This is a genomic window from Burkholderia sp. RF2-non_BP3 (genome assembly GCF_001522185.1).
Classification (GTDB): domain Bacteria; phylum Pseudomonadota; class Gammaproteobacteria; order Burkholderiales; family Burkholderiaceae; genus Burkholderia; species Burkholderia diffusa.
The window spans coordinates 1-26368 of the sequence record NZ_LOSU01000061.1 but is presented as its reverse complement, the minus strand read 5'-3'; the positions used below and the strand labels follow the sequence as shown (position 1 = coordinate 26368).

25 protein-coding genes are annotated in these 26368 nt (G+C 61.8%); 19 read left to right on the top strand and 6 right to left on the bottom strand.

The annotated features are described in order from the left end of the window. Window positions 1–1378 precede the first annotated feature (1378 nt). From WS45_RS28200 to WS45_RS28135, 14 genes are read left to right on the top strand one after another with little or no spacing between them, the layout of a single operon-like run. The gene (locus tag WS45_RS28200; protein WP_059534517.1) at window positions 1379–2095 is read left to right on the top strand and encodes a type IV secretion system protein; all 717 of its coding nucleotides are present in this window, start codon (window positions 1379–1381) and stop codon (window positions 2093–2095) included. Continuing rightward, window positions 2092–2967: a TrbG/VirB9 family P-type conjugative transfer protein gene (locus WS45_RS28195; protein ID WP_059702705.1), complete on the top strand. Its 876-nt coding sequence runs from the start codon at window positions 2092–2094 to the stop codon at window positions 2965–2967. The genes WS45_RS28200 and WS45_RS28195 overlap by 4 nt, the downstream gene beginning before the upstream one ends. Before the next feature lie 7 nt (window positions 2968–2974). After that, on the top strand, window positions 2975–4249 hold the full coding sequence (locus WS45_RS28190) for a TrbI/VirB10 family protein (protein ID WP_059702703.1): 1275 nt from the start codon (window positions 2975–2977) through the stop codon (window positions 4247–4249). Beyond that, on the top strand, window positions 4246–5052 hold the full coding sequence (locus WS45_RS28185; RefSeq protein ID WP_059702701.1) for a transglycosylase SLT domain-containing protein: 807 nt from the start codon (window positions 4246–4248) through the stop codon (window positions 5050–5052). The genes WS45_RS28190 and WS45_RS28185 overlap by 4 nt, the downstream gene beginning before the upstream one ends. Then, the gene (locus WS45_RS28180; RefSeq protein ID WP_059702699.1) at window positions 5049–6314 is read left to right on the top strand and encodes a TrbG/VirB9 family P-type conjugative transfer protein; all 1266 of its coding nucleotides are present in this window, start codon (window positions 5049–5051) and stop codon (window positions 6312–6314) included. The genes WS45_RS28185 and WS45_RS28180 overlap by 4 nt, the downstream gene beginning before the upstream one ends. Beyond that, window positions 6314–6736 carry a lytic transglycosylase domain-containing protein gene (locus WS45_RS28175; RefSeq protein WP_179950404.1) on the top strand — a complete coding sequence of 141 codons (423 nt, stop codon included), beginning with the start codon at window positions 6314–6316 and terminating at the stop codon, window positions 6734–6736. Before WS45_RS28180 ends, WS45_RS28175 begins: the two co-directional genes overlap by 1 nt. Before the next feature lie 2 nt (window positions 6737–6738). Beyond that, window positions 6739–7296, top strand: a complete 558-nt coding sequence (locus tag WS45_RS28170) for a toxin co-regulated pilus biosynthesis Q family protein (protein ID WP_059702695.1) — start codon at window positions 6739–6741, stop codon at window positions 7294–7296. 5 nt (window positions 7297–7301) lie between these two features. After that, the gene (locus WS45_RS28165) at window positions 7302–8906 is read left to right on the top strand and encodes a hypothetical protein (RefSeq protein ID WP_059702694.1); all 1605 of its coding nucleotides are present in this window, start codon (window positions 7302–7304) and stop codon (window positions 8904–8906) included. Between the two features lie 5 nt (window positions 8907–8911). Next, window positions 8912–10240 carry a hypothetical protein gene (locus tag WS45_RS28160; RefSeq protein WP_059702725.1) on the top strand — a complete coding sequence of 443 codons (1329 nt, stop codon included), beginning with the start codon at window positions 8912–8914 and terminating at the stop codon, window positions 10238–10240. After that, entirely contained in the window at window positions 10227–10805 is a 579-nt protein-coding gene (locus WS45_RS28155) for a hypothetical protein (RefSeq protein WP_059702692.1), read from the top strand. The genes WS45_RS28160 and WS45_RS28155 overlap by 14 nt, the downstream gene beginning before the upstream one ends. Then, complete coding sequence (locus WS45_RS28150) at window positions 10802–13114, top strand: ATPase, T2SS/T4P/T4SS family (protein ID WP_059702690.1); 2313 nt, start codon at window positions 10802–10804, stop codon at window positions 13112–13114. Before WS45_RS28155 ends, WS45_RS28150 begins: the two co-directional genes overlap by 4 nt. Beyond that, entirely contained in the window at window positions 13111–14241 is a 1131-nt protein-coding gene (locus WS45_RS28145) for a hypothetical protein (RefSeq protein ID WP_059702688.1), read from the top strand. The genes WS45_RS28150 and WS45_RS28145 overlap by 4 nt, the downstream gene beginning before the upstream one ends. Window positions 14242–14254: 13 nt before the next feature. Then, the gene (locus tag WS45_RS28140) at window positions 14255–14851 is read left to right on the top strand and encodes a type 4 pilus major pilin (RefSeq protein ID WP_059691593.1); all 597 of its coding nucleotides are present in this window, start codon (window positions 14255–14257) and stop codon (window positions 14849–14851) included. A gap of 9 nt (window positions 14852–14860) precedes the next feature. Then, on the top strand, window positions 14861–16063 hold the full coding sequence (locus tag WS45_RS28135; protein ID WP_059691594.1) for a hypothetical protein: 1203 nt from the start codon (window positions 14861–14863) through the stop codon (window positions 16061–16063). Window positions 16064–16823: 760 nt separating this feature from the next. On the opposite strand, the gene WS45_RS28130 is transcribed toward WS45_RS28135, so the two are convergent. The 6 genes from WS45_RS28130 to WS45_RS28105 form a co-directional block, all read right to left on the bottom strand. After that, window positions 16824–17846, bottom strand: a complete 1023-nt coding sequence (locus WS45_RS28130) for a CAP domain-containing protein (protein WP_059691595.1) — start codon at window positions 17844–17846, stop codon at window positions 16824–16826. 224 nt (window positions 17847–18070) lie between these two features. After that, on the bottom strand, window positions 18071–18436 hold the full coding sequence (locus WS45_RS28125) for a hypothetical protein (protein WP_059691596.1): 366 nt from the start codon (window positions 18434–18436) through the stop codon (window positions 18071–18073). 7 nt (window positions 18437–18443) lie between these two features. Further along, window positions 18444–18641, bottom strand: coding sequence for a hypothetical protein (locus tag WS45_RS28120; RefSeq protein WP_059691597.1), 198 nt, complete (start codon window positions 18639–18641; stop codon window positions 18444–18446). Next, window positions 18631–19830 (bottom strand): FlhC family transcriptional regulator, encoded by a 1200-nt coding sequence (locus WS45_RS28115; RefSeq protein ID WP_059534549.1) that lies wholly within the window; start codon window positions 19828–19830, stop codon window positions 18631–18633. The genes WS45_RS28120 and WS45_RS28115 overlap by 11 nt, the downstream gene beginning before the upstream one ends. A 52-nt stretch (window positions 19831–19882) precedes the next feature. Continuing rightward, complete coding sequence (locus WS45_RS28110) at window positions 19883–21118, bottom strand: hypothetical protein (RefSeq protein ID WP_059702686.1); 1236 nt, start codon at window positions 21116–21118, stop codon at window positions 19883–19885. A gap of 227 nt (window positions 21119–21345) precedes the next feature. Continuing rightward, window positions 21346–22047, bottom strand: coding sequence for a nuclease-related domain-containing protein (locus WS45_RS28105; RefSeq protein WP_059702684.1), 702 nt, complete (start codon window positions 22045–22047; stop codon window positions 21346–21348). A 424-nt stretch (window positions 22048–22471) separates the two neighbouring features. Here WS45_RS28105 and WS45_RS28100 point away from each other — a divergent pair, with 424 nt between their 5' ends. From WS45_RS28100 to WS45_RS28080, 5 genes are all read left to right on the top strand, one after another. Then, on the top strand, window positions 22472–22834 hold the full coding sequence (locus WS45_RS28100; protein ID WP_059702682.1) for a hypothetical protein: 363 nt from the start codon (window positions 22472–22474) through the stop codon (window positions 22832–22834). A gap of 113 nt (window positions 22835–22947) precedes the next feature. Continuing rightward, a complete protein-coding gene (locus WS45_RS28095) occupies window positions 22948–23397 on the top strand; it encodes a hypothetical protein (RefSeq protein ID WP_059689159.1) in 450 nt (149 codons plus the stop codon). Then, on the top strand, window positions 23385–24227 hold the full coding sequence (locus WS45_RS28090; protein ID WP_059689142.1) for a hypothetical protein: 843 nt from the start codon (window positions 23385–23387) through the stop codon (window positions 24225–24227). Before WS45_RS28095 ends, WS45_RS28090 begins: the two co-directional genes overlap by 13 nt. Window positions 24228–24238: 11 nt before the next feature. Beyond that, window positions 24239–24793, top strand: a complete 555-nt coding sequence (locus tag WS45_RS28085) for a single-stranded DNA-binding protein (protein ID WP_059689143.1) — start codon at window positions 24239–24241, stop codon at window positions 24791–24793. A 435-nt stretch (window positions 24794–25228) separates the two neighbouring features. Next, window positions 25229–26311: a DUF7146 domain-containing protein gene (locus WS45_RS28080; protein ID WP_059702680.1), complete on the top strand. Its 1083-nt coding sequence runs from the start codon at window positions 25229–25231 to the stop codon at window positions 26309–26311. The last annotated feature ends 57 nt before the right edge of the window (window positions 26312–26368 follow it).

Below are 26368 nucleotides of genomic sequence, written 5' to 3'. Positions count from 1 at the left end.
CGCGATATAGGTCGGAATTTGTCACCATCAGGCCCGCGATATGGGTCGGAATCCGTCACCATTCTCATAGCACGTTAGGTCGGAAAACGTCACTTTCCACGCGACGGAGACCTGGGTCGGAATTTGTCACTGTTCAGGACCTTTGAGTGGGTCGGGATTTGTCACATTTTGGGAGCCACAAGCAGGTCGGAATTTGTCATAGATAAACATCCCACTCGGGTCGGAAAACGTCACCGTCAGAATGAGTCCTGGGATCAACTACGTCCGTCCACCCAGAGTGGCTACATCGAGGTCGGAAAATGTCACCTATACGACGGCTGGGTCGGAATCTGTCACCCATAGGGCGAACGCAAGAATACGCGTTGTGAACTGAACCACCGCCAACTGAACCTACGTGCTCAGTTGGAACGTCCAAGCAATGACGGAAGGAGTGCGTTGACTAGAACTTCCAACATAGAAAGGTGAGGAATCACACGTTGTATCTGCGGCGAGTCGATCCGAATGTGTCGACCGCTTGCCCCTGGCGACAACCTTAGTGCGAGCCCCCCATCGGCTTGAGCAACGCCAGTACACAGGATCAATTTTACGGTTGGCGAAGTGGTCCCCCTCGGCACCGTTAATGCTCTTCGTACGACAATATCGCTGCCGAGCTCGCGGATCAATTTCGTAGCGATTTCCGCTGCGCGAAACGAGACATGATCCGTGCCGCCAAACGACTCTATTATTTCGGGCGGAAGCCGAGATGCTTGAATCGATCGTGTGACGCTAGCCTTCGATACATTGAGGTCTATGGCCAGTTGTGCCTGACTGGGCCAAAGCTTGCGATCAAGCTGCTCACGATAAAAACGGCCCAACACTACCGGGGGCGAATCGACCCGACGAAGATCGACATGTTGTTCAATTGCGGTCAAGCGGTCTCGATGGATGTCGGCTTTCTCAATGGATGGACTCTTGCACGAATTGGAACAGGTCATAGAAGTGGATGATCGTTAGCCACTGATTGTTGTCATTTCTGAAAAATGCCGCGCAACCGGTTGAGGGGGGGCGCCGGTATGCCTCGAATAACGATCACTCCCAAATCATTGTTTTTTCGAAACATATCGGAGTAATGTCACTCGCGTGACGACCGTCGTACTGCGTGCAACGCGTGCAACGATCGACTCCCTGATTCTATCGTTCTAGACGCAATCGCAAGACCGGAAAGCTCGCCCATTTCGGGCAGCTTTCTCCTTAACCCGCTGCAACCGGTTGAGTGCTCGCGGTTGTTGCTTGTGCTCATTTCCTTGTCGCGAAAAGGTCCCTGAAATGACGGCTCTTTTCCCACGTGCCGTTGTCACCTCGGCTGTTCCAATTGATCCGTCCCAATTGGAACTCCGTGATGCGATTCCCCCGACTCTTTCCCCGTAACAAGAAGCAGGTCGCCCTGTCTCCGGCGCCCGGCCACTACTCGAACAACGATCCCGAAACGATCGTCTTCGATCAGGGGACGCGTCTGCGCGTTGAAGCCAATCATTGGAAGACCTTCTGCTTCATCCTCGCGATCATCGCGGGCGGTGCTGTCTATACACGTCAGCCGCCGCCGTCCGTCGTCCGGTCGTATGGCGTCTCGTCGGACGCCGGTGGCAATCCGTTGGTCAAGCAGCTGGCTGCATATAACCCGGACGACCAGGCGAAGCGCACGGCGATCAAACAGGACGTCGAGCATTGGTTCACGATCGAGCCGGTTCTTACCGACGATATCCGTACGTCGCGTCTCGCCAAGAACATCAACGCGGTTAAGGCCAAGATGGTCGGCAACGCGAAGAACCAGTTCGCGGCGTGGATCAGTGACGACAAGCCGTTCGACCAGATCACCACTAACCCGAAGCTGGTGCGTGAGACGAAAGTCACGAACGTGTCCTTGCTCGAGGACTCGACGGTCGTCGTCGAATTCACGACCTCGACGCGGCAATCGCCCGCAGACAAACCTGTCGACATCCGATTCGCGTTGACGATGCGCTACCAGATCATCCCCCCGACTGCGGAAGACGTGCTGGGCACAAATCCGTACGGCCTCTACTACCCGTTCTTCACTCTGCAAAAAACCGGCGCATGAAACGAACACGTTCCCTCCTGATCTGGGGCGCGCTCGCGTTGATCGCAGCGTCGGCCAATGCTTTCGCCACGAAGAACACCGCGAATACGATCGCCCCGATCCCGAATTTCGACGTCGGCAGCATCATCGGTGACGCGATGAGCCCGGTGAACCCGTACAACTCCGGCGCCGACCCGATCACGATGCCTGGCGATGCGCGCATGGCCGTGTTTTCGTACAGCCGCGACAAGATCTTCCGGGTCATGACTGCGCCGTTGAAGCTCACGACGATCGAGTTCGAGCGCGGAGAGACCGTGATCAGCGAGCCCGCGATGGGCGACTCGGTGCAGTGGGTGCTCGACACCGATGGCGCAAATCACGTCTACGTGAAGCCGACCAAGCCGGGCCTCGTCAACACGTTGCACCTGAGTACGAACAAGCGCGAGTACGAGCTCACGCTTGTCTCGTCGCCGTTGGGCGGCCTGTTTTACCAGAACGTGCGTTTCAACTACCCGAACTCGCTGATGGCGAAGGTATGCGCGCGCGGTAACGCTACGGGCGACAACCAGGACGCTGACCACGGCTCTAAATCGGATTCCGGGCCGATTGGCGTGTCGCCTGACAAGCTGAACTTCGAGTACACGGTGTCCGGTACGAGTTCACTCAAACCCGAGATGGTCTTCGACGATGGCACGTTCATCTGGATTCGGATGCCACCGCGCACGCCGTTTGCCGTGCCGACGATCAAGGACGGCGGCGACATCGTCAGCCCGAACTTTATTCGCCGTGGGCCATACATCGTCATCCAGCGACTGGCCGACGAGGTGAAGCTCACGCGACCGGGCGAGGAAGTGACGATCACACGTGGCCGTCGCGGTCTGTTCGGGTTCTGAGGACGGTATGGCGAAACAGACCGATCCGACCAGCCCGGAAGAGAAAGCCTTGTTCAAGGGCAAGGTGCCGCGCAACGTCATGATTGCCATCGGCGCGATCGCGGCCCTTGCTATCGGCGCGCTGGGTTTCTACACGCAGACGCTCGAAGCCAACAAGGCCGAGGCCGAAGCGCTGAAGGCCAAACGCGACCGAGCGGCCGAAGCGGTCGACAAGAGCAACGCAAACAAGGCCGACGTCGACAAGATCATCGAAGAGCAGCAGGCTGAAGCCCGTCGCCGGGCAGCGGAAGCGGCTGCCGCAGCGAGCGCTGCGGCAGCTGCAAACGCGAAGAAGCCGACGCTGTCGGCTGATGCCGTGATGCCGAGCGCTGGCACGGCGCAGTTAAAAGCTGCGAACGACGAAGACACTATTTACGTGTCGCCGATCTTCCGTCCGGGCGTGAAGGTGAAGGACGCCCAACCGCAGCAGCCGCAACTGCCGAACGGCGTGATCTCGCCGCAGCAAATGCTGCTCCAGCAGGCGGCCGCTCAGGACGCTGCGATGAAAGAAGCGATGGCACAGGCGGCTGTGGCTACGCGCGGTGGTCAGGCCGCAGGCCCGTTGACGACTCAGCAGCGTGACAACGCGTTCATGCGCGACGTTGCGCAGTTGAACGAGGGCGACAAGGATTTCGCGCGAACCGGCTTTGTCGGGCAGTCGCACGGCTGCACGCTGTCGCCGCCCGCGAAGATTCCCGTTCTCTCGAATGAAGCACTCGACTCGGATCGCCCAGGCACCGCGTCGCTGATCGTCGAGAGCGACGTGTACGCGAACAACGGCGACGGCCGCTGCCTGGTTATTCCGTGGGGCACCACGATCGTCGCACCGTATAGCTCGGACATTCAGCCGGGGCAGGAGTCGATTCTCGTGGCCGGTGCAGAAATGCGTCTACCGAATGGCAAGCACGTGCCGCTGTACGGCGCGCAGGGTGCGGACGGTAATGGCGTAGCCGGCTTCAGCGGTCACGTGAACAATCACTTCCTGAAGATCTACTCGACCTCGTTCCTGACCGCCATCCTGGTTCGTGCCTTTAGCAGCGGTGACCAGACCACGACGTCCGGCCCGCTTGGTGTCACCCAAGTGGGGAGCACGGCGGGTCAGATCGCGGCACAAACGGCTCAGTCGGTGCTCAACCGCTACCAGAACATCCCGCCGACGATCACGTCGGCACCGGGCGAGCGGCATTTCATGATGAAGATCAATCGCGACATGGTGCTCGAACCGTATCGGGGGCCGCGATGATCAAGCGCATGGCATTCGTGGCGGCGATGGCGTTGGCAAGCAGCTATGCCCAGTCGGCCGTGATCGCGCAGGTGATCAGCCCGGTGAGCGTCGTCATTCAAGACGGGGCGACGCGCCGTGTCGCGATGCTACCGGGCAAGCCGGTCTATTACTGCGGCCTCGACGCCTTCGTCGAATGGGCGTCACCGCTGATCGGACAATCCGTGCGTAGCTCGCCTGAAACTGGCATCACGGTGTCGATCGATGGCCGCGACGTCGCACTGGATGACCTGTTCATTGACCGGGGCTGGCTGCAACCGCTTGTGCTCGATGACGGCGCGCAGGCAGCACTCGCCGAACGGCGGGGCGGATGGGCGTGCTCACGCGCGGTGGTGCCGTTCGAACTGCTGCACACCAACGTCGATCCGAAGATTCTCGCCGGCATTGCGCTGAACGAATCGAACTACCGCGGCCGTGCGTGGCCGTGGACGCTCAACGTCGCCGGCCAGGGCTACTTCTTCAAGTCGCGAGAGGAAGCGTACAAGGCGATCGAGACGCTGCTTGCGCGCGATCGCTGCGATTTCGACGTCGGCCTGATGCAGGTGAATTGGTGCTACCACGGCAAGCGCTTTGCGTCGGCATGGGATGCGCTCTCGCCGGCGACAAACATCGCCGTAGCCGAGGCGATCCTCTCCGAGAACTTCGCGCGCACCGACTCGGTCGCGAAGGCGGTCGCGTACTACCACAGCGCGAACCCGAATCCCGGGCGCGCCTACCTCGCGCGGTTCGCTCAACACCTCTCAATGATCGAGGCAGGCCTGTGAAGCACACGATCAAGTTTCTGGCGTGCGCCGCGTCGGCGATCGTTTGCGCAGCCGCATCGGCGGCAAACACCGATCCGTTCGACTTCGACTACGACATCCTCGGCGGAATTTCTGAACGGCCGGCGCTCATCTTCAACGATGGCGAGAAAACCTACATCCAGCCGCGTGCGGGTCAGGTCATCGTCGCCGAGGGCGGCCATACCGAAGGTCCGTACGTGGTTGTCGAGGGCACACCGTCATCGATCACATACAAGGTCGGCGCCCATTCGGTCACGGCACGCTGGAAGAAGGCGAACACGTTCATTGGCGGCTCCGGTGCGCTGGCCGCGATGAAGGACGACCAGCCGGCCGGATTCGATGGCTTCACCAACCGCTTGGTGATGATCGGCGCACGTCCGGCACTCGAACCTGTCCGTGCACTTCGCGCGTCGATGACAGTCGGCGGCTTCGTCAAGGCGCTCGTCCCCCAAGGCTGGACCGGATCGGCTCAGAAGGACGTCGACCTGACGACGCTCGAGCAGTTCGGCACGCGCGACGGCGAAAACTGGATGCAGGCGCTCGATCGTTTGATGACGCAAACCGGGCTGTACGCGGACGTCGATTTCGCCGCGCGCCACGTGCGCTTGCATCGAGACGCGCCGAAATCCGCTGCGTTGAACTACGCGTCGTCGAGCCGCGATGCCGACGAGGCGGGGTTGAACCGAGTGGTTGCACGGGTCGCGGCTGAAGCGCCGCCGGTATCGCTCTTGGCTGAACGCTTCGGCGCGCAGGCAATCCGGGACGGCGACGACACGCACATGCAGATTCGCTTCACGTCGAAGCCCGCCAAGACCGTCACATTCAAGACGCCTGACGGGAAGGTGCTGCGTACGAGCTGGGACGACGCGAAGAACGTACTGACGATCGACCGGGCAGAGCGGTTCGTGGTTGCTGACGAGACGAACCGCGTCGAGGTAATGCGAGACGCGAAGACGGTCTACGACTTCGATCAGCCGAACCCGGCAAAGCTCGACGCCGTGTTCGATCGGGAGGGCCGGACGTATTTCAAGTTTGCGGACTCGGTCGTTCGGGTGAGTGTGACGGATGCGCGGAACCTGGGCATCGGCGAACAGAAGGGTCGCTACTTCATGTTTGAAGGCACCTCCGACCTGTTCACGGTGATGGCCGACGGCAACACGATCCACGTCAAGCGCCGCAAGGAAGTGGTCTACCGCGAAGTGCCGGACGCCACGCTGCAGGCGAGCGGAGGGCCGACGTCGTGATGCGTATCGCGCCTATCGTCGCCGCCGTGCTGGCATTCACTGCGCTGCCGAGTCGTGCAGATTGCCTTGACGACGCGGCGGCCTTCCATCGCGTGAATCCGCGGCTGCTGCGCGTGATCGCGCAGCACGAGTCTGGGATGCTCCCGAACGCCGTGAACAGGAACACGAACGGCAGCGAGGACATCGGCCTCATGCAGATCAACACGTCGTGGCTACCCACGTTGGCGCGCTACGGCATCCGTCGTGAGCATCTCTTCAACGGCTGCGTCAGCGCCTACGTCGGTGCCTGGATCCTCGCGTCGAACGTGCGCCGCTTCGGACCGAACTGGAAGGCGGTCGGCGCCTACAACGCGGTGACGCCGTCCAAGCAGCTCGTCTACGCCAGCGCGATCTATCGCCGCTTTATGCAACAGGGCCGGTAACCATGCAGAAGACACATTCGAATCAGGCGCGGGTTCGCGCACTCGTTGCGGCGGGGCTGGCCGTGTTGCATCTCGCGGCACACGCTGCGGCCGATCCCACTGCGAAATCCATCGACGCCGACGGCTGGCAGGTGCTTGCGTCGGCGCCGAAGGCGCAGCCGACGGCTGCAGAGAGCCCGAAGCCGGGGCGACTGCTACCGGCGCCGGCGCCCGCGCCGACGAGCACGACAGCGGCCCCGTCCACCGACGTCGCTGCCGTCGTGTTGCCGGGCGCGGGTGCGCCAGCCGCGACCGGCACGCTGACCTTCTCGGTGACGCCGGCTGACGTGAATCTGCGCGACGCGCTCGACCGCTGGCTGCAGCAGCAAGGCTGGCAGCTCGCCTGGAAGATCGACGACGACCTCCCGCTGGAGTTCAACGCCTCCTTTACCGGCGATTTCACGTCGGTGCTGCAGCAGGTGATGAAGGCGACGAACCACATGCGCACGCCGACGCGCGCGTGCCGCCACACGAACAACGTCATCCGCGTGATCGCACGCGCGGGCAATTGCCAGGATTGAGAACCATGCGTGTTCACCCTTTGAAATCCGTCGTCGCGATCGCAGGCGCGCTGATGGCCGCAGGCTGCGCCGTCACGCAGCAGAACGTCAACGACAGTTACGACGCTGCGCACCGCACGATCTCCGACGCGCTCGGTAAGGGGCCGGCGCCGATGGCGCTCGTCGAAGACGTGCCCACCGCGTTCCTCGGCGATCGGCTGGTGCCGCTCGCGTACGAGGCGACGCTGCCTGCCGTGTTCCGCGACAAGGCGGTCACGCTGCCCGCGAACCTCGGCATCAAGCAGATCGCCACGCTTATTTCGACGGCGACCGGCTATCCGGTGCACCTGAGCCCGGACGTGTTCGTGCCGCGCGACTCGCTGGTGCCCGGCCAAACGGAGTCGAAAGGGCAGAACAACGCCGCGCGAACCGAAGAGCCGGTCTACCGGCAGGCGTTCTCCGGCAAGACCGGCATGTACATGCGAAACATGACGACCGACCTGGGGCTCGACTGGTCGTTCGACGGCAGCACGATCAACGTGAATCGGTTCGTCACGCGCATGTACCAGATCGCCGCGATCCCGGGCAAGGTGTCGATCAAGTCGACGATGAGCAAGGGGATGGACACGTCGACAGGCAATCAGTCCGGCAGCGGCGGTGGCGGTAGCTCCGGTGGCAACACCGGTTCGTTCTCCGCCCAGACGTCGACCGGCCGCGAAGGCGATTTCGACCAAATCGCGGCGATCACGGCGGAAATCGACAAGCTGAAATCGCCGATGGGCCGGGTGAGCGTGAACCCGCAAAGCCGGCTGGTGATGGTATACGACACCAAGGAAGCCGCGGACAACATCGGCAAGCTGCTCAAGCACGAGAATGCGATCTCCACGCGTCAGGTGGCGATTACGGTCCGGACACTCCAAATTGCGTTGAACAAGAGTAGTCAGGCCGGCATGAATGCCGACGTCGTATTCAATGCGATGCACGCTGGCCTCGCGCGCTACGCGATCAGCTTCACGTCGCCCACGTCGCTCGCGACGGGCGGTGGCGCGGTCGGCGTGTCGGTGCTGCGCCCGGACGCGCCGTTCTCCGGCACGAACGCGGTTGTGAACGCGCTGAACCAGTACGGCCGCACGGTGCAGGACAACACGATGACCAAGATGACCGTCAACGGGTTGCCGGTCTCGATCGCGTCGTTCAAGAGCGATGACTACCTCCGGTCGACGACGCCGTCGTCGGGCTCGCTGACGGCATCCTCTGGCGGTGTGCCGGGACTGACGCCGGGCACCATCACGACCGGCGACTTCGTCAATGTGCTGCCGGCCGTCAATGATCATAACCAGATCGTGCTCGCGTACTGGGCGGACAGCTCGAAGCTCAACGGGCCGTTCACAAGCGCAGGAGCTGGCTCTGGCCAAACGCAGCAACAGATCCAGCTGGCGCATACGGTTGGCACGAAGGATGACCAGACGATCGCGCTGTCGGACGGCCAGACGGTCGTGCTGTATGGCGCGATCACGGATCAGGCTGACAGCACGACGAATACCGGAATTGCCGGCCTCACCGGAAGCTGGAACAAGTCGAAGACGTTCCAGGTGATCATGCTGAAGGCGACGGTCGTTCCGTCGATGTGATGGCCATGATGCACATCACGGAACCTCTGCCGACCGACAAGTGCGCACGCCTGGTGTTCGGCATCGACTGGCGGGCCTACCCGGTGAAGGGGGGCGGTGCCGAGCGTCGCCGCTATACCGACGTGTTCAACGCGACCCACTTCGTCGAGTTCAAGGTCGGTACCGAGCTGATCGGCGGGTTCGCCGAGCCGGACATGTCGGAAATCAAAGGCGCGCGCCTGTATTCTGGCGCGGCTCGCGTCGCGTTGCATGAGCGGATCAAGAATCGGGCCGCCGCCCTCGTGCTCTTGCAGGACGGTTTGCGCGTCTACATGGTTTTCGTGGTGCGCGGCGCGGTCCGTAGCGATGAGGTGCTGACGCCCGAGATGGCGCAGTCGCGTCGTCTTGAGATGGAGCAAGAGTGCCTGAAGAGCAACCTTTCGCTCGAGACGCTCGGTACGGGCGACCGGATCGGGGACGTCGACGAGCCGTTTCAAGCGAGCGAGCTGCTCGCGAACCGGAAGGTCGGGCTCCTCCGCCGACCGCCCATTTCGTTGCCGACCGCCATCCCGGTGCTCGTCACCGTGGTGGGCGCATTCTTCGGCGTGCCCAAGGTGGTGGACATGCTGTCGCCGCAGCCTCCGCCGCCGCGGGCACCTACCTTCGCTGAACAGTACGCGGTTGCTGTTCGCGACGTGTTCGCACGTATGCAGCCGCGAGCGTCCGAGCTGGCGCCGGCGTTGCTTGCTGCCGTCGGTGGCAAGGAAACGGTGATCAAGGGTTGGCTGTTCCAGGAGGCGAACTGTCCATCGTCGGGGTTCTGCACGATGACGTTCCGCCGGAACGGGGGAACCTTCGCGGGGTTCGAGCAGGCCGCGACAGCGGACATGCGTCCACTGAGTTTCGCGCGTGACGGGCGCACGCTGGCCTCGCGCGGGCCTGCCATTCCGAAAGCAGCTTCTCTGATGGAGAGCGAATCGAAAAGCTGGCCGGCTGAGCAAGCCTTCATCGACATGCTGCAGACGCCGCCGCAGCGGATGTCGGTCCAACCCCTCGACCTTCGTGCCTACGGCTACGTCGTCAACCTCGGCGAAGCGCGGCCTCTCAATACCACGCCGGGCGCGGGCGAGGGGGCGCACGGCAGCCGCCTGCTCAGACAGGGCGAATGGACGATCGAAGGGTTCCGGTGGCAGTCGCCGCTGCTCGCGAAGCTGCCGCCCAACATGGCGCTCGAATCCTTGAAGGTCGAGCTGCGCCTCAATGAGGGCGCACCAGCGACCACCAACAAGGAAACGGGTGATTCGCCGTATGGCGTCCACTTCACCGCGAAGGGCAAATACTATGTCTTTAATTAAGCACGCACTCATCGCGGCGGGCGTCGGTATCGCCGTGTCCGCGCATGCCGATCCCGTCGGGGCCAAGCTTTCGATCGACGACATCGATCAACTGGCCCGCGCGAGCGTCATCCGAAGCTTGGGCGGGGGCGCGACCGGCCCCGGTATGTTGCCGCCTGGCGCCATGTCGCAGCCGCAGCCGGGCATCGCCGCGAGCGGCGTCGCGGCTGAGACGCCGCCGAAGCCGGTCGAGAAGCCGCTTCGTATGCCGCGCGCGCATGCCGAACCTGTTGCTTTCCTCGGTGCGTTCAACGACGAGACCGGTGCACACGTCCTGTATTCCTTCCGCGAAGCGATCTACCCAGCGCGAGTTGGCGCGACGCTGCTCAACGGTTGGAGCGTCAAGAGCGTAGACGGCTACGCGGTGACGGTGGCCGAAGGCAAGAGCACATGGAAGGAGCCGATTCGCGGCGCCGCGCCAATACAGTCGCCGGCGACGAACGCGATCCGTTCGCTCGTGGATCTGGGTTCGCCGTTGCCTACCGGTGCGCCGCTGCCGGGTATTCCGCTCGGAGGTGCGCAATGAGCCTCTTCGCGGAAATGGAGCCGCAGGAACCGGCGAAGCGCGGTCTGCTCGGCAGGCTCAAGGCGTTTGCGGCGGGCTTTACCGATAGCTCGTCGTCGTCGATGCCGATCGTTGGTCGGGAGCCGATCGACGGTGGCGATGCCGTGGTGGCGGCCGAACCGAATGGTGTGCGGGAACCGCGCTTCAAGTCGTCGAGCAAGCCGGTGAACCCTCGGCAAGCGAGCCAGGGTCAGCCGATGACGATGGGCATGATGCTGCGTCGTGCGCAGGAAGAAATTGAGGATGTTGCAGTCATCGACGAGGTAATCGGTTCGCATCGCGGCGACGACAAAGACGTCTCGCTGTCTCGCGGCTCCGCAAATATGGAAGCGGACGGCCCACGCATGGCTGCTGACTCCGACACGGGCGGCTCGACTGTCGAAGTGCGGGCGGATACGGCGTCTTCACCGCAACCCGAAGGGGGCACGAGCGCCGAGCGGGCGGCTGACCCAGTGCATGCGTCAGCGCGCGTGACGGAGTCGACCGAACCACCCGCTGCGGGCGCTGCGCAGGAAGGTGAAACCACTTCGCGCCGGCCGGCCGATTACGACGAACCTCCGACGGCGCGACGGATCGGAATGGATGTGACCGAGGCACCGGATGTTTCGATCGAGACGGGGCGACCGCGGCTGGTGCATGCCGAATCATTGACCTTCAAGCGCGTGTTGTGCCAACGCGAGGAAAACGCGGCGCTCGCCGTAACCGAATCGGCGCGTCGCGAATTCATCGCCGTCGAGCTGCAGGCGGGTATCTCGATCGTGGTGTCGACGCAGCGATTCCACGAAAGCCAGTTGTACGCGGCCTATCTGAAAGATCTCGCGCGCGCGGACATTTCCGTGCATGAAGAGTTGGTCGCGGACGAGGACGTCATCGCTGCGCTTTACGGCAAGGAGAAGCAGCGCGCGTCGACAACCGTACCGGAGTCGTCTCGCGCTATCGGGGCGTTCCGTGACGTGATCGAAGCAGCAAAAGCGTATGGGGCCGGCGACGTGCACTGGGAATATCGGGAGTTTGCCGACGACGTCGAACTGCGTTTGCGCGTCGACGGCGACCTGTACTCGTACCGGAAAATGCCGAAGGCGCTCGTGCGCCGCGCGTTGTCGGCGGCATATCAGGATCTCGTCCAACGCAACACGAACTCGGGCGAAACGTTCCAGCCCACGGCACCGCAGTCCGCGATGATCCCGCTCGTAGCGCATATGGATCTGGTCAATATCCGGTGGCAGAGCGCTCCCCTTGTTGGTGGGTTCGACGTCGCGCTGCGATTGCTCGATGGGAACTTCAAGCACGTGAAGGTGCTGCTCCCGCATGAGATGGGGCTGGAGGCGAGTCAGCTGGAGATCCTCGAGAGTCTCGGCAAGGTGACGGGCGGCGCCACGTTCCTGACCGGGGAAACGGGATCCGCGAAGACGACGCTCCTGCGCGCGATGTCGTACCTCGTGCCGAATCGCGATCGCATCAAACAGTTCGCGGTCAACGAGCCGTCCGAGGTACCGGCGCCGTGGCTTTCCGATATTTCGATTCAGCGCCGGCCGGGCGAGACCGAAGACGATGCGAACCGCAAGATCGTCGAGGTGATCCGCACGCTGATGCGAATGGACCCAGACGACCTCACGATCGGCGAGGTGCGCGACTCGGTGCTGGCCGGCCTGGTTGCAGAGCTCTCGCTGACCGGCCACCCGGTCCGCGCGACGCTGCACGGCAACAGCATCCTCGGTGCGGTGATGCGACTGGTCGGTGGCCGACTGAAACTGCCGATGGATGAAGTGACGTCCGGCAGCTTCCTGAACGCGGTCGGCAACCAGAAGCTGATCCCGATTCTTTGCCCGCACTGCAAGCGGCCGGCGCGCGACGTGCTGTCGCCGGAGCAGATCGCGACGCTGGAGCGCAAGTTCGGCCTGGACACGTCAACCATGGCCTGCCGGGACGAGGACGGGTGCGAGCAGTGCCGCCGCCCGGGTCTGTTCACGCGTGCGGGCAAGGTAGCCGCCGGCATCAAGGGGCAGACGCTGGCGATGGAGCTGTATCGACCGACGCCCGATTTTCTCGAGCGCGTGTCCGAGCGCGATTGGCGGGGCGCCGAGCAAGTGTGGCGCAGCAGCCGGAAGACCGACTTCGCCGATGCCGGCATGACGGGCAAGACCATCTACGAGCACGCGCTGTACAAGGCGTCGCGTGGGCTCATCGATCCGCGGTTCATCGACGAGTCGATGTGCGCGTTCGACGCATACCGCGTGGCGCCGGATTCTGATGGGGTGGTTCCGTCGTGATCAAGTCGCTCGTCTACTCGGTTTTCATGATGTTCCCGGCGAAGGAGCGACTGCGCGTCGCGACCTGGCGGTTCCGCGCGATGCGCGAAATGTTCTATCGCGAAACGCGTCTCGATGTTGCCAAGAAGGGTTTGCGCAACAGTGAAACGCTGCTCGAGCGACTGACGACACTCGAGACTCGGAATCGCTCGCGCAAGAACCTTTCATGGCCCGTGTTCCAGAAGATCGCGCAACGGATGCGCGCCGGCGACGATTTCGCGACCGCGATCAAGTCGTTCATCCCCAACGACGAATTTGTACTGCTTGAACTGGCAGGCCAATCGCCGCGCGACGATGCTGCGATTCGCGGTCTCGAACTCGCGGAAATGGCGGCGCACGCAAAAGGTGTGCTGTCCGCGACGACATCGATGCAGATGGCCTATCCCGCCTTTCTGATCGTCTATCTCTACGTGTTCTGCGTGCTGTTCGGCTCGGAAATCCTGCCGGCGACGCTGGATGTGCTGCCGCTCGAAAAGTGGTCCGCGTTCGGGAAGTTCATCTACGCTTTTGATACGTTCTGCGCCGAATACTGGTGGCTGACAAGCTCTGTCGTCGCGGGGTTAGTTCTCGGCTATTTCCAAACGCTGAAGCGTTGGACGGGTGAACTTAGAAACCGAGTCGATGCGATGCCGCTCATGTGGCGCAATCGACGCGATCTTCGGGCCGCCTTGTTGATCGTTTCATTGGCCGGCCTATTCGACTCTGGGCTGACGCTGCGCGCCGCGCTGGACAAGCTCACGAGGTCGGCGGACCCGTGGATGCGTTGGCATCTCCGGCAGATGAGTGCACGACTGACGGCGAATCCCGACAAGTCGATGCATGCGCTCGACACCGGGATCTTCTCGGAAATGACGATCGACATCCTGACCGATGCGGCCGCGCGAGACCAGTTCGTCGAGTCGATCAAGGATCTTGGTCAGAACTCTCTCGCGCGTGTAGTCGAAGCCGTGCGCCGCAACGCGAAGGTTACCCACTACCTGCTCCTCGGCGGGGCAGTTCTGATGTTCATCGTTTTCGGGGTGGGATCATACTTTGCGACGGGCGCTGTCGCATTCGACGGGTCCTCTATTTCTGCCAATCAAAACTAACTGGAGTCATCGCATGAAACCGATCAAGAAGCCACTGGCGACAAAGCGCCGATACTTCGTCGGAAAAAGTCGTCGCAAGCAAAAAGGGGAGCTGTCGCTGGTTGAGGCCGCGGGCGTAATGGCTGCAGGGGCGCTTATCGCACTTCTTGTTTATATGGGGCGACCATACGTTATGGATCGCATCCATGCATCGGAATTCAAGAGCGAGGCTCAGTACTTCCGGAGTGGTATTCAGGATGCGACTGCGGGTGAAATCGACTACTCAGGTGTATCGATGCTGTCGCTCACGCAGGGCTTGGCATTTAACACGGCGGGCCGCCGTCTTAACAAAACGACCGGAACGCTGACGGGAATCTTCGGGGGTTCCGTCACGGCGGCACCCGCTACGGTGACCGCGACGAACGACGCGGTTGCGCTGACCTATCCGGTTCCGACATCGGTCTGCACGCTTTCGGCCGAAGCGGTTTCGCGGACTTATACGCAAGTCAAAGTGAACAACACGACGATTAAGGGACCGTCGACGGACTTCAGTTCGGGAACTGCGACAACAGCATGCGCGTCGGCAGGTGCGATGGCGAGCATCGTCATGTACGCGACCAAGGATAACTAAGGATCTTCGATGCTCAGCATTGTAGAAGCCGTGATCGTGCTGGTCGCTGCTGCGCTAATGACGGTCCAAGGCATCCAGCGCGACGTCGAGAAGCGCCGGCACGACGTGCTGAGCCTCGAAGGGCAGAATCTGGCGGTCATTAATGCCGCGTTGTCGAACTGGGTGACGGACAAGTACGGCACGTTGGTGGGGCAGATGGTCGGGGGAAAGTCCACGCCCGTCACACCACCGACGTTCGCCGAACTGCGCGCCGGCGAATATCTGAAGGTGGACTACGCGGCCGGGCCGTTCTGGGGCGGGACGTACATGATCCAGATGAGCGTCGGCCCGGACGACTGTGCGACCGGAACGGCGTCGTGCAAGGTGAGCTACGTCTTCTATCCGTCGAAACCGGTGACCAGGCTCGGTCAACCCGACGTCGCCGGCGCGGGTATCGTCGCGCAGGCAGCCGGAACCGGTTTTGGGTTTTCGACAACCCAGAATCCGGCGACGGTCAACGGGTTGAATGGCGCGTGGAAAGCGACGAATCCGGTTCCTGGCGCGCCGGCCGCTGTTGTGATGGCGACGAACGGGCCATTGTCGGACGGCAACTCGGTGTTCATCCGGCGGGACGGTTCTCTGAAGTGGACCGGGAGCCAAGATGTCAACGGCGTTGACCTTCACAACGTCGGCAACATCGACGCCACAGGGACGATTGCAGCGCCTACGCTCGCAGCGTCAAACGTTGCGGTCAGCAACGCGGTGCGGTCGCCCGGCACGCTGGCTGTTCAGACAGCAGATGGTTCCGCACCGGCGCCGATTTCAACCGGCGATAGCACTGTGAACGGCCAGCTGCAAGTGACGCAGACGATCACACCGGGGGCGATCGCAACGCCGCGCGCTTCGTGCCCGGTAAACGGCGCGATGGCACAAAACAGCGACGGGCGCGGACAGGTGTTGTCCTGTCAGGACCACGTTTGGTTGCCAATCGGCGGTCCGGCGCTCCGACACGGGTACTTCATGGTCCAGAACGGATGGGGGGTTCCGGCGCCCAACTGCGCGACCGGAGGCACGCCACAGATCGTCTTCAGTCCGGTGAGCTTCTACGTGAATCCGACTGCGACCGTGAATGTTTCAGCCTCGGGCAGCGGCCCGTGGACCGTGTTCATTACTGACGGCAACGGTAACGGGATCAGCGGCACCGCCATCGTCGAAACCTATTGTTCGTATTGAGGGAGAGGTGAGTGAGAAGCTGGATGAGGTGGGTAGTGGCAGCGATGCTGTCGGTCGCTGCTGGCAGCGCATTTGCGGACGGATCCTGCCAGCCGGGTTTCGGTCTTCGTTCGTACCCGTTCTACGACCGGACTGGTGCGTACATCGGCATGCGGCAGGCATGCGCGCCGATCCCGTGTACACCGGGCTATCAGGATTCAACGTGCGCCGTGCCGTTGCGTAACGGGGCAATTCCGCAACCCCAGTGTCAATCTGGCGCCGGCTGGACGACGGTGTCAGCCTCCGTTTGGCAAGGATCGCGTTGGTCGGAGCCGCAATGCAACTATGCGGCTCCCCCGGGCTGTCCTCCCGGATACGATACAGTCGCAGGTCCGGCCTGGACCGGCTCGAATTGGACTCAACCGACATGCACGCCGCACGTTACGCCGTCCCCTCCTCAAACGACAAAGGACTGGGCGACGATTTGCAACGATGCGTCCCGGACCTATTCGGGCGGCAGGTTCAAGGTCACGTTTCAGGCGGGAGATTTCAACCAATACCAGTTTGGGACTGGCGTGGTGACAATGGTGGCCGCCAACTGGGGTAGCGGGCCGTACTACGTAAATGGTGACTACCAAGGGACGGATTACCAATTTTATTGTGCCGTCCGAATAGACAACGGGACGATCTACCAATTCTACGCAACCCCGATTTCCGGATATCAAGGCGGATAAAAAAAGCGCCTATCTTGGGCGCTTTTGTGCTCTGTCGGCTTGAATAATCAGCCGACGACGTTACCAGTCGTAAAGCTAAAGTTCCGTGAGAACGCGGTGCCGTTCGCCGTCCCGTTGATCGTTACGCTATACGTAGTGTTCGGCTGTAACTGCGAAGTCGGATAGGCAACGGCCTGATACTTACCGAGCAACTTGTTCGGATCAGTGTCGGAATTGAGGACCTGTACCGAGACTGCTCCCGAAGGTCCAGTAATTGAGGCCGATTGCAACACGATCACATCGGTGAGATTGCCCATCACGGTGACGGGGGTGCCCCAACCTGCAGTGGAGACGTTCGGAGGAGCAGGAATTTCTCCGACTTCACGATAGGGAACTCCCGTCACGCCATCGCAGGGAAAGGTTTTCGGACCATTTGAAAGCGGCATCGCGGCCGCACCGTACATGCTGATCGACTGCCACGATTCCGTGTAAGTGTAGGAGCCGGATGCGACTTGGGTTTCGAATTCGCCGAGCCCAACATTGTCCACAGGGAACGTGGCTACGACCGCGTGGTACGCGCCCCCGAGGAGCGAGTACACAAACTGTTGACCCGCGAGCGTAGCGTTGAAATTGGTGGTGAAGACAGCATTGCCGGCTCCGCTTGCGCCGATGCCAATGGTCCCGGTGGGAAACCCGGCAGCGACCGCTCGGTCCGAATAGGAGGCCCCGGTGTAACCTTGATTCCCGGAGTTTTCGGTATCCATGACAGCGCCATTGAGGCCGATGTACTTCGCATGGTTCTGCGCCGCTTGGTCCAGAACGGTATTCTGCTTGAGGGCAGGGAATCCGCATTGGGTACGGTATTGGTTCAGCAGGTTCATCGCTGCGAGCTGAGCGCTGCCGGCCGGGTATTGAGTGCTATCGACCGTGCCCGGGACCGTCGTCGACGGGGTGCCAGGGTTGGACGGGTTGTTGCCGTTCGATCCCGTGTTCGTGCTGCCACTATCGCCACCTCCGCCACCGCAGGCTGCGAGCGCGACCAGCGATGCCGCTGCGAGTGCGGAAAGGCTGATGGTCGTGAGCTTCTTCATTGCTTGGAGTCCTCGTCTTGTTGTTGGGCGCGCACCCTGCGAACCCTTAATTTCATCCTACCGACCCGGCGGCGAAGTCAAGTTCGCGCGGCCGGCGGCCCATTTTTTGAAATGGCTTGGGCGAGCCAAAAACCGCCAATTCTAGATTACGGTTCGATTTCGTCAGACTTAATGGTGAATCGGCAAAAAAATCCCGCCATCGGGCGGGGGGCAAGGTCTGAAGGTCATCTGGATTTGCGTCGCTTCCAGTGGAACACGCGCAGCCCGATGAAGGCCACGCCCAGCAATACGGTCGATTTGTACGGAATGGCCGAAGACACGGCGGGGACGGCTGCCGCACCGACGTACATGCAGGTGAGGGCGACCAGCACCTTGCCGAACCACGGCCTGGCCAGCATGCCAAGCACCGGCGGCGGCTGACTGCCCACCCACTCGGGATAGGCTTCGTTTACCTGCTCGAGCTCGAACGACTCCGCCCTTGTCTCGCGTTGCGCCAGATAGAACCGTTCGTATCGCTCGAATCGGCCGTCGCCGCGGCCGTCGAGCCACGCGGCGTTGCTTTCTGCGACCAGGTAGGCGAGGTCGTCCATGTGCCCTCTAGTGAACGTAGGCTGCTGCCCACGGCAGCGCGGCTCGGACGTCGACGATGACCCGGCCGTCTGCCTCGGAGTAGTACTGCTCGGTCTCGGCGTCATACCAAGCGAACTGCGGTCGGCGATCGCCGTTAATCACAATCAGGCTCGCCGGTAGTTCCGGAAGGGCATGCAGTGCCACGCGTTCGTCGTTAGTCGCCATTGCGCAACCTCGCCTTCGTGCTCCGCCGCTTCGCGCCAAGCTGCCCGGTGCAGGCCGGGCAGTCGAAGCTATGGTGCATCTCAATCTTGGTATCGTTGTTGCTGACGATGTATTCCGTACGGCAGGTCCGGCACGGTGCGATCGTGAGCCGGTTGTCGGCGGCCATCGCCCGCGTCAGGTTGCAGCCGCGGTCGACGGAGATCGCGTGCTGCCCGCCGAAGATCTGCTGGTAGACGTCGTTGGTTGCGATCAGCGCTTGCGGTGCGTTGGCGCCGGATGCGAGCGCAGCGCGGTACAGCCAGGTGAAGATCGTGCCGTGCAGGCGATTGGTCGGCGTCTCGACAAACCAGTTGAGCGAGTTCGGCGTGTTGCCGCATGGTGAGCTGGTGCCGTGCATCTCGACATACCGTTGGCGCATCGCGTTTTGATTCAGGCGAAACAGGCTGGCGGCCGTCGACGCGCGGCAACCATATGCCATCAGGGCATGTGCGTACGTCTCGTTCTTCTCGCGCGGCAAGCGCAGTTCGCTCCAGCCGGCCTTGCCGGGCGCGCTGTTCATCCTGATCGGCGACGTCGCCATGATCTGGTGCGCCACCATCTCGTCGGTCAGATCGCTGGCGGTGAACTGATACCAGAACGTCGGCGTGTTGAAGCGCCAGCGAAACAGCGGCAATCCGTTCATTCGACCGAGTGCGATACGCAGCTTGTAGGTCGGCACGGACGCGAGGTAGGCGACCACTTCGGTCGTCACCCCGAGAAGCGGAGCGGCCAGTACGCTGAGGTGAATGACGCTCGTGACCAGGTCGAGGAAGACGCGGTTGTGCTGTTCGACCGAGAACTTCGCGAGCGCGTCCAGCGGCGGAAGCTTGCGAATCAGCTGGTCGACCGCGACGGTTGTGGGTGTGTCGTCGACGAAGCAGCGCCAGTCCTCAACCGACTCGAGGGTCGGCGCGACCATCAGGAACGGCGTGCGCAGGAGGTTGCGCAGCGACTCCTCGTTATGTTTGACGTGGTCGATCTCTTTGCGCTCGACGGCGAGGATATCGTTGAAATCCCCATTCATTTCGAGCAGCCACTTCATCTGATCGACGAGGTCGAAGTTTGTTACCTGGATGCGTTCGGCCAACCAGTTGGGTACGTACAGTCGCTCGATCGAACGGTAGGTCTCGCGCGAGTTTTTCTTGTCCATTTTTCTGAGTCTCTCTTCTACTGCACAACAATAAAGCGTGGCCCGTGCAAAATCAGGCGCGTGCGGCCGCCGTCACCTCACCGTGGAACTTGCCGATCAGGTCACTGAACGCCTGGAACAGCGGTTTGAAGCGGGCAGGGTTTCCGTCGGCTGTCGCGAGCAACTGCGCGCTGTGATAGTCCTGAACGAAGGAACTGAAGGTATCGATCAGCCCGCGAATCCGCTTTTCGAGCACCTCGCTCGCTTCGATCGACGCACGGTGTTCCTGCGCACGCGCCTCAAGCTCGGACAGTTGGGCTTGCGCTTGTTCCAGCTGCGCGCTGGCGGCCTCGAATTCGGCCAGCTTGTCCTTCATTGCCTCTTGCAGGGTCGCGTAGGATTCCGGCAGCGTCGGCACCGGGACCTCGGTCTTCACCGGGTTCGCTTTGAGCTTGACGATTTCGGCAGTGAGCTGCTCGACTTCACGTTCCTTGGTCGCGATCGTGTGCTGCAGTGTGCTGACCTGCTTGCCGGTCGAGGCGAGCGAAACCTGAGTTTCCTGCGCTTTCTCTTTCTCCCGGGCTTGCTCCTGCCGCACGTTGGTGAGTTCGGACGACAGGCGGTCGATCTCTTTCTGAGCGTCGTCCAGCCGGCCGATGGTGGCATGCAGCTGCGAAGTTGCCTCCTCGATGCTGTTGTCCTTTCCGGCGATCTGGTCTTCCAGCGTCGCGATGAGCTGTTTGACTTCGCTCTTCGTGAGCGTCGGGTCATCACGCTTCGCTTCGATGACCTTCTCGATGATGTCGTCGCCAATGTGGTTGTGCACCAGCAGAGACATATCGCTGTACGTCAACATCTCGACCGCGCCGATGTTGCTCGAGAACTTGTTGTAGACACGGATGTACAGGCTGACCGACGACTTCGACTTCTGGAAAACCTTGGTGAGGAAGGAGTAGACGAGCTCGGCCGCCCGGTTCTTGACCTTCTGATTGTCGCCTTGGGTGCTGACGAAGTGGCCAATGACGGATGCATGGATGTGCGCAAAATTGCCGCCGATCCGCATGTGTTCCTGCAGGATCTTGCGCGTCGAGTGGGCGACTTCCTCACTTTCCTGAATGATTGTTCTAATCAGACCGTCCGGCAGACCGGTGAACATCTCGCGGGCGGCGGTGGTGAGTTCAAGCTGGTCCGGCACATGCGCGAACGTGGCTTTCAGTTCGAGATCGCCGTCCGCCGGCGTGGCATTGTCGGGAACGGTAGGGTTGAAGTTCTCGTCGTCTTCGGGTTTCTTAGGCGGTTTCTTGGACAAGGTGTTCTCCGTTGGAGGATGCCTTCCCTTGCACGGGTTAGGCGACTAGTCGGATCGGGGAGGCCCGACCGACGGAAATGAGACCTGGCGGCCTGCACCAGCTTACGCGGCGCTTTTCGGCGCCAAGGGGCGAAAGCTGCACGAAACAATGTGTCTTTCGCCAAATCGCGCACGCCGACAAAATGAAACGGATTGTTTCAGTTTGTTAGAAAATGTAATGGGGGTGGTCAGTTGTTTACGGATGAATCTCCGGCAACTTTATGGCGGTGAGCCGATAGCGCCGATCCGGTCGGGTCGTCCACGCTCAGGCGGCGCACGACGCCCCACGCAGCCTGCACGTTGATGTTCGGATTTCCGGACTTCGCGTTTCGATCCCGTTGGGTACGCAACCAATAGCCCAGATCGCGCAGGGTGACGAGGGCAAGCGGGAGGTCGGGGGAGAGCGAGCAGTTGTCGTTCGCGAAGACGCCGAGGCCCTGGACGTTCCAGACGGAAGGCAACGTGCCGCGGAGGAAGGCAATCTTCGCCCGGTTTTGGCTGATCGGCGAGCGACGCTCCTCGAGCTTGCCGCTCGGCAGGTGGCACACGACCGTATCGGCGCTGCTGCCAGGCGCGATGGCGCCGGCCCAGTTCTTGGTCTCGATCACGAAGATGCCAAACGGCGTGACGACGAGATGGTCGACTTCGGCGGTCGGGAACTCGGTGCCAGGCGCGTGTAGCAACAACAGCGCCGTGGGGTGGACGTAGAAGTCATTTCCGCAGAGTTGTGACAGGACGCGGCGCAACTCGCCGAGCACGCGCGCCTCGCCAGCATCGCCCGATGCCTGGCTGCGGGTAACCGGGGGAGTCGATTGGCGACGGGGACGGGCCTTCGCGTAGTGCTTGGCCAGTGCCCAGACACCAGCTACAAGGATGAGAATCCAGAACATTGGGATGCGCCTCGGTTGATGAAGTGACGCGTCCAGTTTGTCTCGGATTTTTCGAAGTCAAGTTCCGGAGAAAGCTATACGATTTTCTGGAGCATTCTCGGTTTAGCCCCTCAACTGGTTGCGTCGAGGCGACGCGCCCAAAGCTGTACGCGATTGCCGAGCATTCCGCGTGCGCCGCGCATTGGTGCGGCTTACCCTACCTCTATCACGCGTTTCCGACGCATCGACCTACCTGAGCCAACCGGCTCTGCCGTTTCGCGGCTTGCCCGCGCCTTCCCTGCAATCGGCCCTGAGTGATTTCGTGCGCTGACCAACGAGGTCGCGGACGAAAGCGCTTCGCGCCGATTTCCTTGCTCGTTTCGAGCATCGAAACCACCGGGCGTTGTCCGGACATCCCCTTGTTCGATTTTCTCTGGAGAGAAACATGTTGAAGTCCCTGTTCAGCGGTGCGTTCAAATCGCCTGTCAAGCTCCTCGCTCTGTGCTTGGCGGCCTATATCGCCGCGCACTCGATCATCGTTTTCGTTTTTATGGCTATTGCTGCAGTTCACCACTTCAAGAGCAGCGCGAAGGGTGCCCCGCGTCAGTCGGATCTTGACACCGCGGATCGCCACGATGTCGACGAAAGTCCGCGGCACGCGAAGAGCGGCCCTGTCACGACGGCGAAAGCCGAAGCTCAGGCACCGGCAGTCCCGCAACGTCAGTATGCGAAATCCGCTGTTGTCATCCCCATCAAGGCTTCGTCGAACCGGACGAATGCCCAACACCTGAAAACGGGCACGAAGTAAGTCGCCCCTGTCCGCCCGCGCGAAGCAATTCGCGCAGGCGCCCCCATCTCCCACCGGGAACCACGTTCCCGGTAAGGGGAATGAGGTGCCCGGTTGATATCCGGAGCACGCTCATGAAACCGCAAGTAGCTGGTTGGCAGCTCGACATGTTCGGCGGTGATTCGCCGATTCTCATCACTCGACCCAAACCCGATCCTTTGCCGGATCCCGATCGCTGGGAGCCGCACGTGCGGGAAAAGCTCGCCGAGGCCGTGGTTTTCTTCGCCCTCGACAGCCGGCATAGCGACAACGTCCCCGAGGCGTTGATCGACTGCGCCGAAATGCTCCATCAACGGCTGTGCAACCGACCGGTGGACAAGGTCGATTACTACGCGACGCTCGGCTGGATCATGGAGCTTTGGACGGGGGCGATTCCGTACTCGGTCGTCTGCGCACTCGGGCGTGTCCGACCGCGCGCGATGCAGGACGCGATCCGCGACGTTCCGTTGCTCAACTATGACTTCAACCGACTCAACCGCTGGTGTAGCGGTCAACTGTCGCTGGAGGCGCAATGGGCGGCGTAGCCATGTTCTTCACGCGCGTGCTCGCTCAGGCCTTCCCCGGCAGTCCGCGGGCATCGGCGTCGACGGTCGAGCAGCCTTCGTCAGCGTGCGGCAGCGCGAAGCCTGTTGGCACTGGCGCCGAAAATGAGACGCTCGTGACAATCGCGGGAATCGTCCATCTGTTCGTCGACGAGGGCGACTGTGTCGTCGAGTTCGTACCGGCATTCGATGACGCACCTGGCGACACGATGTTCGGCACGAAGATCCTTCCGGCGCTCGCGCCGCACTGGGCGATGTTGCAGCAGCACCCGGCCCCGCTGAAGGACGCGATCGCGACAGCGATCCGCCGCACAAGCGTACCGGCCACTGGCGCTATGGGTATCGCATCACCAACCGCAGATTCGGAAGCTCGATCGGCACGCTCGTCGGAGGGTGCGGAAACGCCAGCCGACGTTGAGCGCGAAGTTGGTCGCCAGACGTCTGTGGGTGAATCGAGTGGGTTCCGTTCTTCACGTCGAGGTAGCGATGCCGAAACGGGCCGTTCCGCTCCGGTCGAAGGCCGGATTAACGGCTGGGGCGAAGAAACCTTCCCCGACCGTCGACCAGGCAAATCTCGGAGCTATCGGTCGTTTGCCCTTCGCCTCGAGACGAGAGGGGGCGAACAGGTATTGCAGGGCGAGGGCCTGAAGGAAGCGATCAGCGAGTGTGGTTGCCGCGTTGGCGACCGCGTATCTGTCAAGCGCCTGCGCAAGATCAAGGTGCCGGCGTTCCGCAAGGAAGACGGTTCACCTATTTACAAAGATGGCCAGCAAGTCATGTGGGACAAGTGGCTGTGGTCAATTACCAAGTGAAGGAGTTCTAGATGGCATCTGTTAACAAAGTGATCATCGTCGGCAACCTTGGCGCCGATCCGGAAGTGCGATACCTGCCCAGTGGCGACGCGGTCGCGAACGCTCGAGTGGCGACAACCGATCGCTATAAGGACAAGGCGAGCGGCGACTACAAAGAAATGACCGAGTGGCATCGCATCTCGTTCTTCGGCCGATTGGCCGAGATCGTGAGCGAGTACCTGAAGAAGGGTAGCTCGATCTACGTCGAAGGCCGCATCCGCACCCGCAAATGGCAAGGCCAGGACGGGCAGGATCGTTACTCGACCGAGATCGTCGCGGACCAGATGCAGATGCTCGGCGGTCGTAATGGTGGCGGTCGCAGTGACGGCGGCGGCAATGGTGGCGATAACGAATTCGAGCAGGGTACGCGTCGTCATGCGAGCGCCCCGGCCTCGCGACAGCCGTCCGGTCAACCGCCGGCAAGCACTGCGGCGCGTCCGCAACGCTCGGCGCCCCCGCCGGCCGAGACGCAGTCGTATGGCGGTGGTGGCGGTTTCGACGAGATGGATGACGATATCCCGTTCTAGGATCAGACCCTATTTAATTCGGTCCGATTCAAACGCGATCCCGAAAGGGCTCACCATCCCGATTCTCGCTCCCGTTTTCTCTCACCTATAGCGTGCGACGTGCCTTCGGGCACGTCACACGCCGTCTTCCTTCCCACCCGCAATTCCCTGTTCCGCTGACGTTGCTGAACCAAGCCGACGCGCCCGCGCGCGGCTTCGTTGAGCAAGCGTTTCCGCGCCTGTCTCAGGCATCGAAAAACCCGCAGTCCAACTGGAGAGATCCGTGAACGTGAAGTGTTTCTGCCTTTCGTCCCGCTCTGGGCTCTCCATGACGCGTCGATTCGACGTGCCGTTGGAGTCCGCGGCGGTAGGAAGGTTTGTTGATCCATCTGTGCTGGCTATCCGACCGGTGGCGAATGCACGCGTTTTCGCCGTTGTGCGAACGGAGGACGAATCATGGGAGAGCTGAAGAAGCTGAATCTCGCGGCCATCGACTGGCCCAATGTTTTTCCGCACTACATCGACAGTCGATTTTTGAACGGAAAAGGGCGCTGGTGGACGTGCCCGCTTTGCGATGGGGAAGAGACCTTCCGGCTCTATCCCGCCGAGAAAGACCCCCGCGGTGGTTGGCATTGTGCGCGCTGCTTGAAGGGCGGTACCGGCGTACAGCTGATTCACGAGGTGACCGGTAAACCGTATCGCGAGATCTACTACGAGCTCGGAACCGGCAACTACAACGGTGGTATTCCGGTCGCGGTGGTCCGCAAGGCAAAGCCGGTCCCGGTTCGGCCTGAAAAAAGCGACGAGCAGAAGTGTCGTGAAATGCAGGCCGCGTGGGACGGCGCCGCTCCGGTGACGGTTGATTCGCCTGTCTGGACATACCTATCGACGCGGATTCCCGGGCTACGGCTCGAGTGGATCGGGCGCGACGTGCGCTGTCACCCAGGCTTGGAGTACGTCGACGCCTTCGGCAAGAAGCAGGGGAAGTTTCCCGTGATGCTTCAGCGCGCGCGATCGCAAGCCGGGAAGCCGCGGCGTGTCCATCGCACCTACCTCACGGCTGACGGCGAGAAGGTTCCGTTTCTCACGAAGAACGGGAAGCCGCGAGCGAAGCTGGAGATGAGCGCGCCGGCCGGTAGTTTCGGTTCGTCGGTGCGGCTCAACACGACGCGCTCTCGCACGCTAGCGCTGGTGGAGGGCGCCGAGACTGGCTTTGCGGTCGTCGCACGGTACGAGAATCGCATCGAGGTCCGCTGCCTGTTGAATTGCGGTGGCCTGGAGCATGCCGATATCAACTGGAACGACTACGACTACGTGATCATCTACGCCGATCGAGACAAGGTGGATCACCGGCGCGGATTCAGGCCGGGTGAACACCATGCGCAGCTTCTTGCTGATCGCATTCGTGCGCACGGCAAGCGCGTTTCGATCGTGAAGTCGGTGGTTGAGGGCGTGGATTTTTGTGACGTGTGGAAGTTGCAGTACCAACGGCGGGCGCAACAGCGTGACCATGTGCGCGCTAGGGCGTGTTCACACTAACGAAGGGCTTCGACGATCAGGGCAAAGTTGATAAAGGCGATGAACATCAGATCGAGT

What these genes read in the sequence shown, in the direction of transcription:
- WS45_RS28200 (WP_059534517.1), top strand. Translation starts at nt 1,379, where the DNA reads ATGCGATTCCCCCGACTCTTTCCCCGTAACAAGAAGCAGGTCGCCCTG.
- WS45_RS28195 (WP_059702705.1), top strand. Translation starts at nt 2,092, where the DNA reads ATGAAACGAACACGTTCCCTCCTGATCTGGGGCGCGCTCGCGTTGATC.
- WS45_RS28190 (WP_059702703.1), top strand. Translation starts at nt 2,975, where the DNA reads ATGGCGAAACAGACCGATCCGACCAGCCCGGAAGAGAAAGCCTTGTTC.
- WS45_RS28185 (WP_059702701.1), top strand. Translation starts at nt 4,246, where the DNA reads ATGATCAAGCGCATGGCATTCGTGGCGGCGATGGCGTTGGCAAGCAGC.
- WS45_RS28175 (WP_179950404.1), top strand. Translation starts at nt 6,314, where the DNA reads ATGCGTATCGCGCCTATCGTCGCCGCCGTGCTGGCATTCACTGCGCTG.
- WS45_RS28170 (WP_059702695.1), top strand. Translation starts at nt 6,739, where the DNA reads ATGCAGAAGACACATTCGAATCAGGCGCGGGTTCGCGCACTCGTTGCG.
- WS45_RS28165 (WP_059702694.1), top strand. Translation starts at nt 7,302, where the DNA reads ATGCGTGTTCACCCTTTGAAATCCGTCGTCGCGATCGCAGGCGCGCTG.
- WS45_RS28160 (WP_059702725.1), top strand. Translation starts at nt 8,912, where the DNA reads ATGATGCACATCACGGAACCTCTGCCGACCGACAAGTGCGCACGCCTG.
- WS45_RS28155 (WP_059702692.1), top strand. Translation starts at nt 10,227, where the DNA reads ATGTCTTTAATTAAGCACGCACTCATCGCGGCGGGCGTCGGTATCGCC.
- WS45_RS28150 (WP_059702690.1), top strand. Translation starts at nt 10,802, where the DNA reads ATGAGCCTCTTCGCGGAAATGGAGCCGCAGGAACCGGCGAAGCGCGGT.
- WS45_RS28140 (WP_059691593.1), top strand. Translation starts at nt 14,255, where the DNA reads ATGAAACCGATCAAGAAGCCACTGGCGACAAAGCGCCGATACTTCGTC.
- WS45_RS28135 (WP_059691594.1), top strand. Translation starts at nt 14,861, where the DNA reads ATGCTCAGCATTGTAGAAGCCGTGATCGTGCTGGTCGCTGCTGCGCTA.
- WS45_RS28130 (WP_059691595.1), bottom strand. Translation starts at nt 17,846, where the DNA reads ATGAAGAAGCTCACGACCATCAGCCTTTCCGCACTCGCAGCGGCATCG.
- WS45_RS28125 (WP_059691596.1), bottom strand. Translation starts at nt 18,436, where the DNA reads ATGGACGACCTCGCCTACCTGGTCGCAGAAAGCAACGCCGCGTGGCTC.
- WS45_RS28120 (WP_059691597.1), bottom strand. Translation starts at nt 18,641, where the DNA reads ATGGCGACTAACGACGAACGCGTGGCACTGCATGCCCTTCCGGAACTA.
- WS45_RS28115 (WP_059534549.1), bottom strand. Translation starts at nt 19,830, where the DNA reads ATGGACAAGAAAAACTCGCGCGAGACCTACCGTTCGATCGAGCGACTG.
- WS45_RS28105 (WP_059702684.1), bottom strand. Translation starts at nt 22,047, where the DNA reads ATGTTCTGGATTCTCATCCTTGTAGCTGGTGTCTGGGCACTGGCCAAG.
- WS45_RS28100 (WP_059702682.1), top strand. Translation starts at nt 22,472, where the DNA reads ATGTTGAAGTCCCTGTTCAGCGGTGCGTTCAAATCGCCTGTCAAGCTC.
- WS45_RS28095 (WP_059689159.1), top strand. Translation starts at nt 22,948, where the DNA reads ATGAAACCGCAAGTAGCTGGTTGGCAGCTCGACATGTTCGGCGGTGAT.
- WS45_RS28090 (WP_059689142.1), top strand. Translation starts at nt 23,385, where the DNA reads ATGGGCGGCGTAGCCATGTTCTTCACGCGCGTGCTCGCTCAGGCCTTC.
- WS45_RS28085 (WP_059689143.1), top strand. Translation starts at nt 24,239, where the DNA reads ATGGCATCTGTTAACAAAGTGATCATCGTCGGCAACCTTGGCGCCGAT.
- WS45_RS28080 (WP_059702680.1), top strand. Translation starts at nt 25,229, where the DNA reads ATGGGAGAGCTGAAGAAGCTGAATCTCGCGGCCATCGACTGGCCCAAT.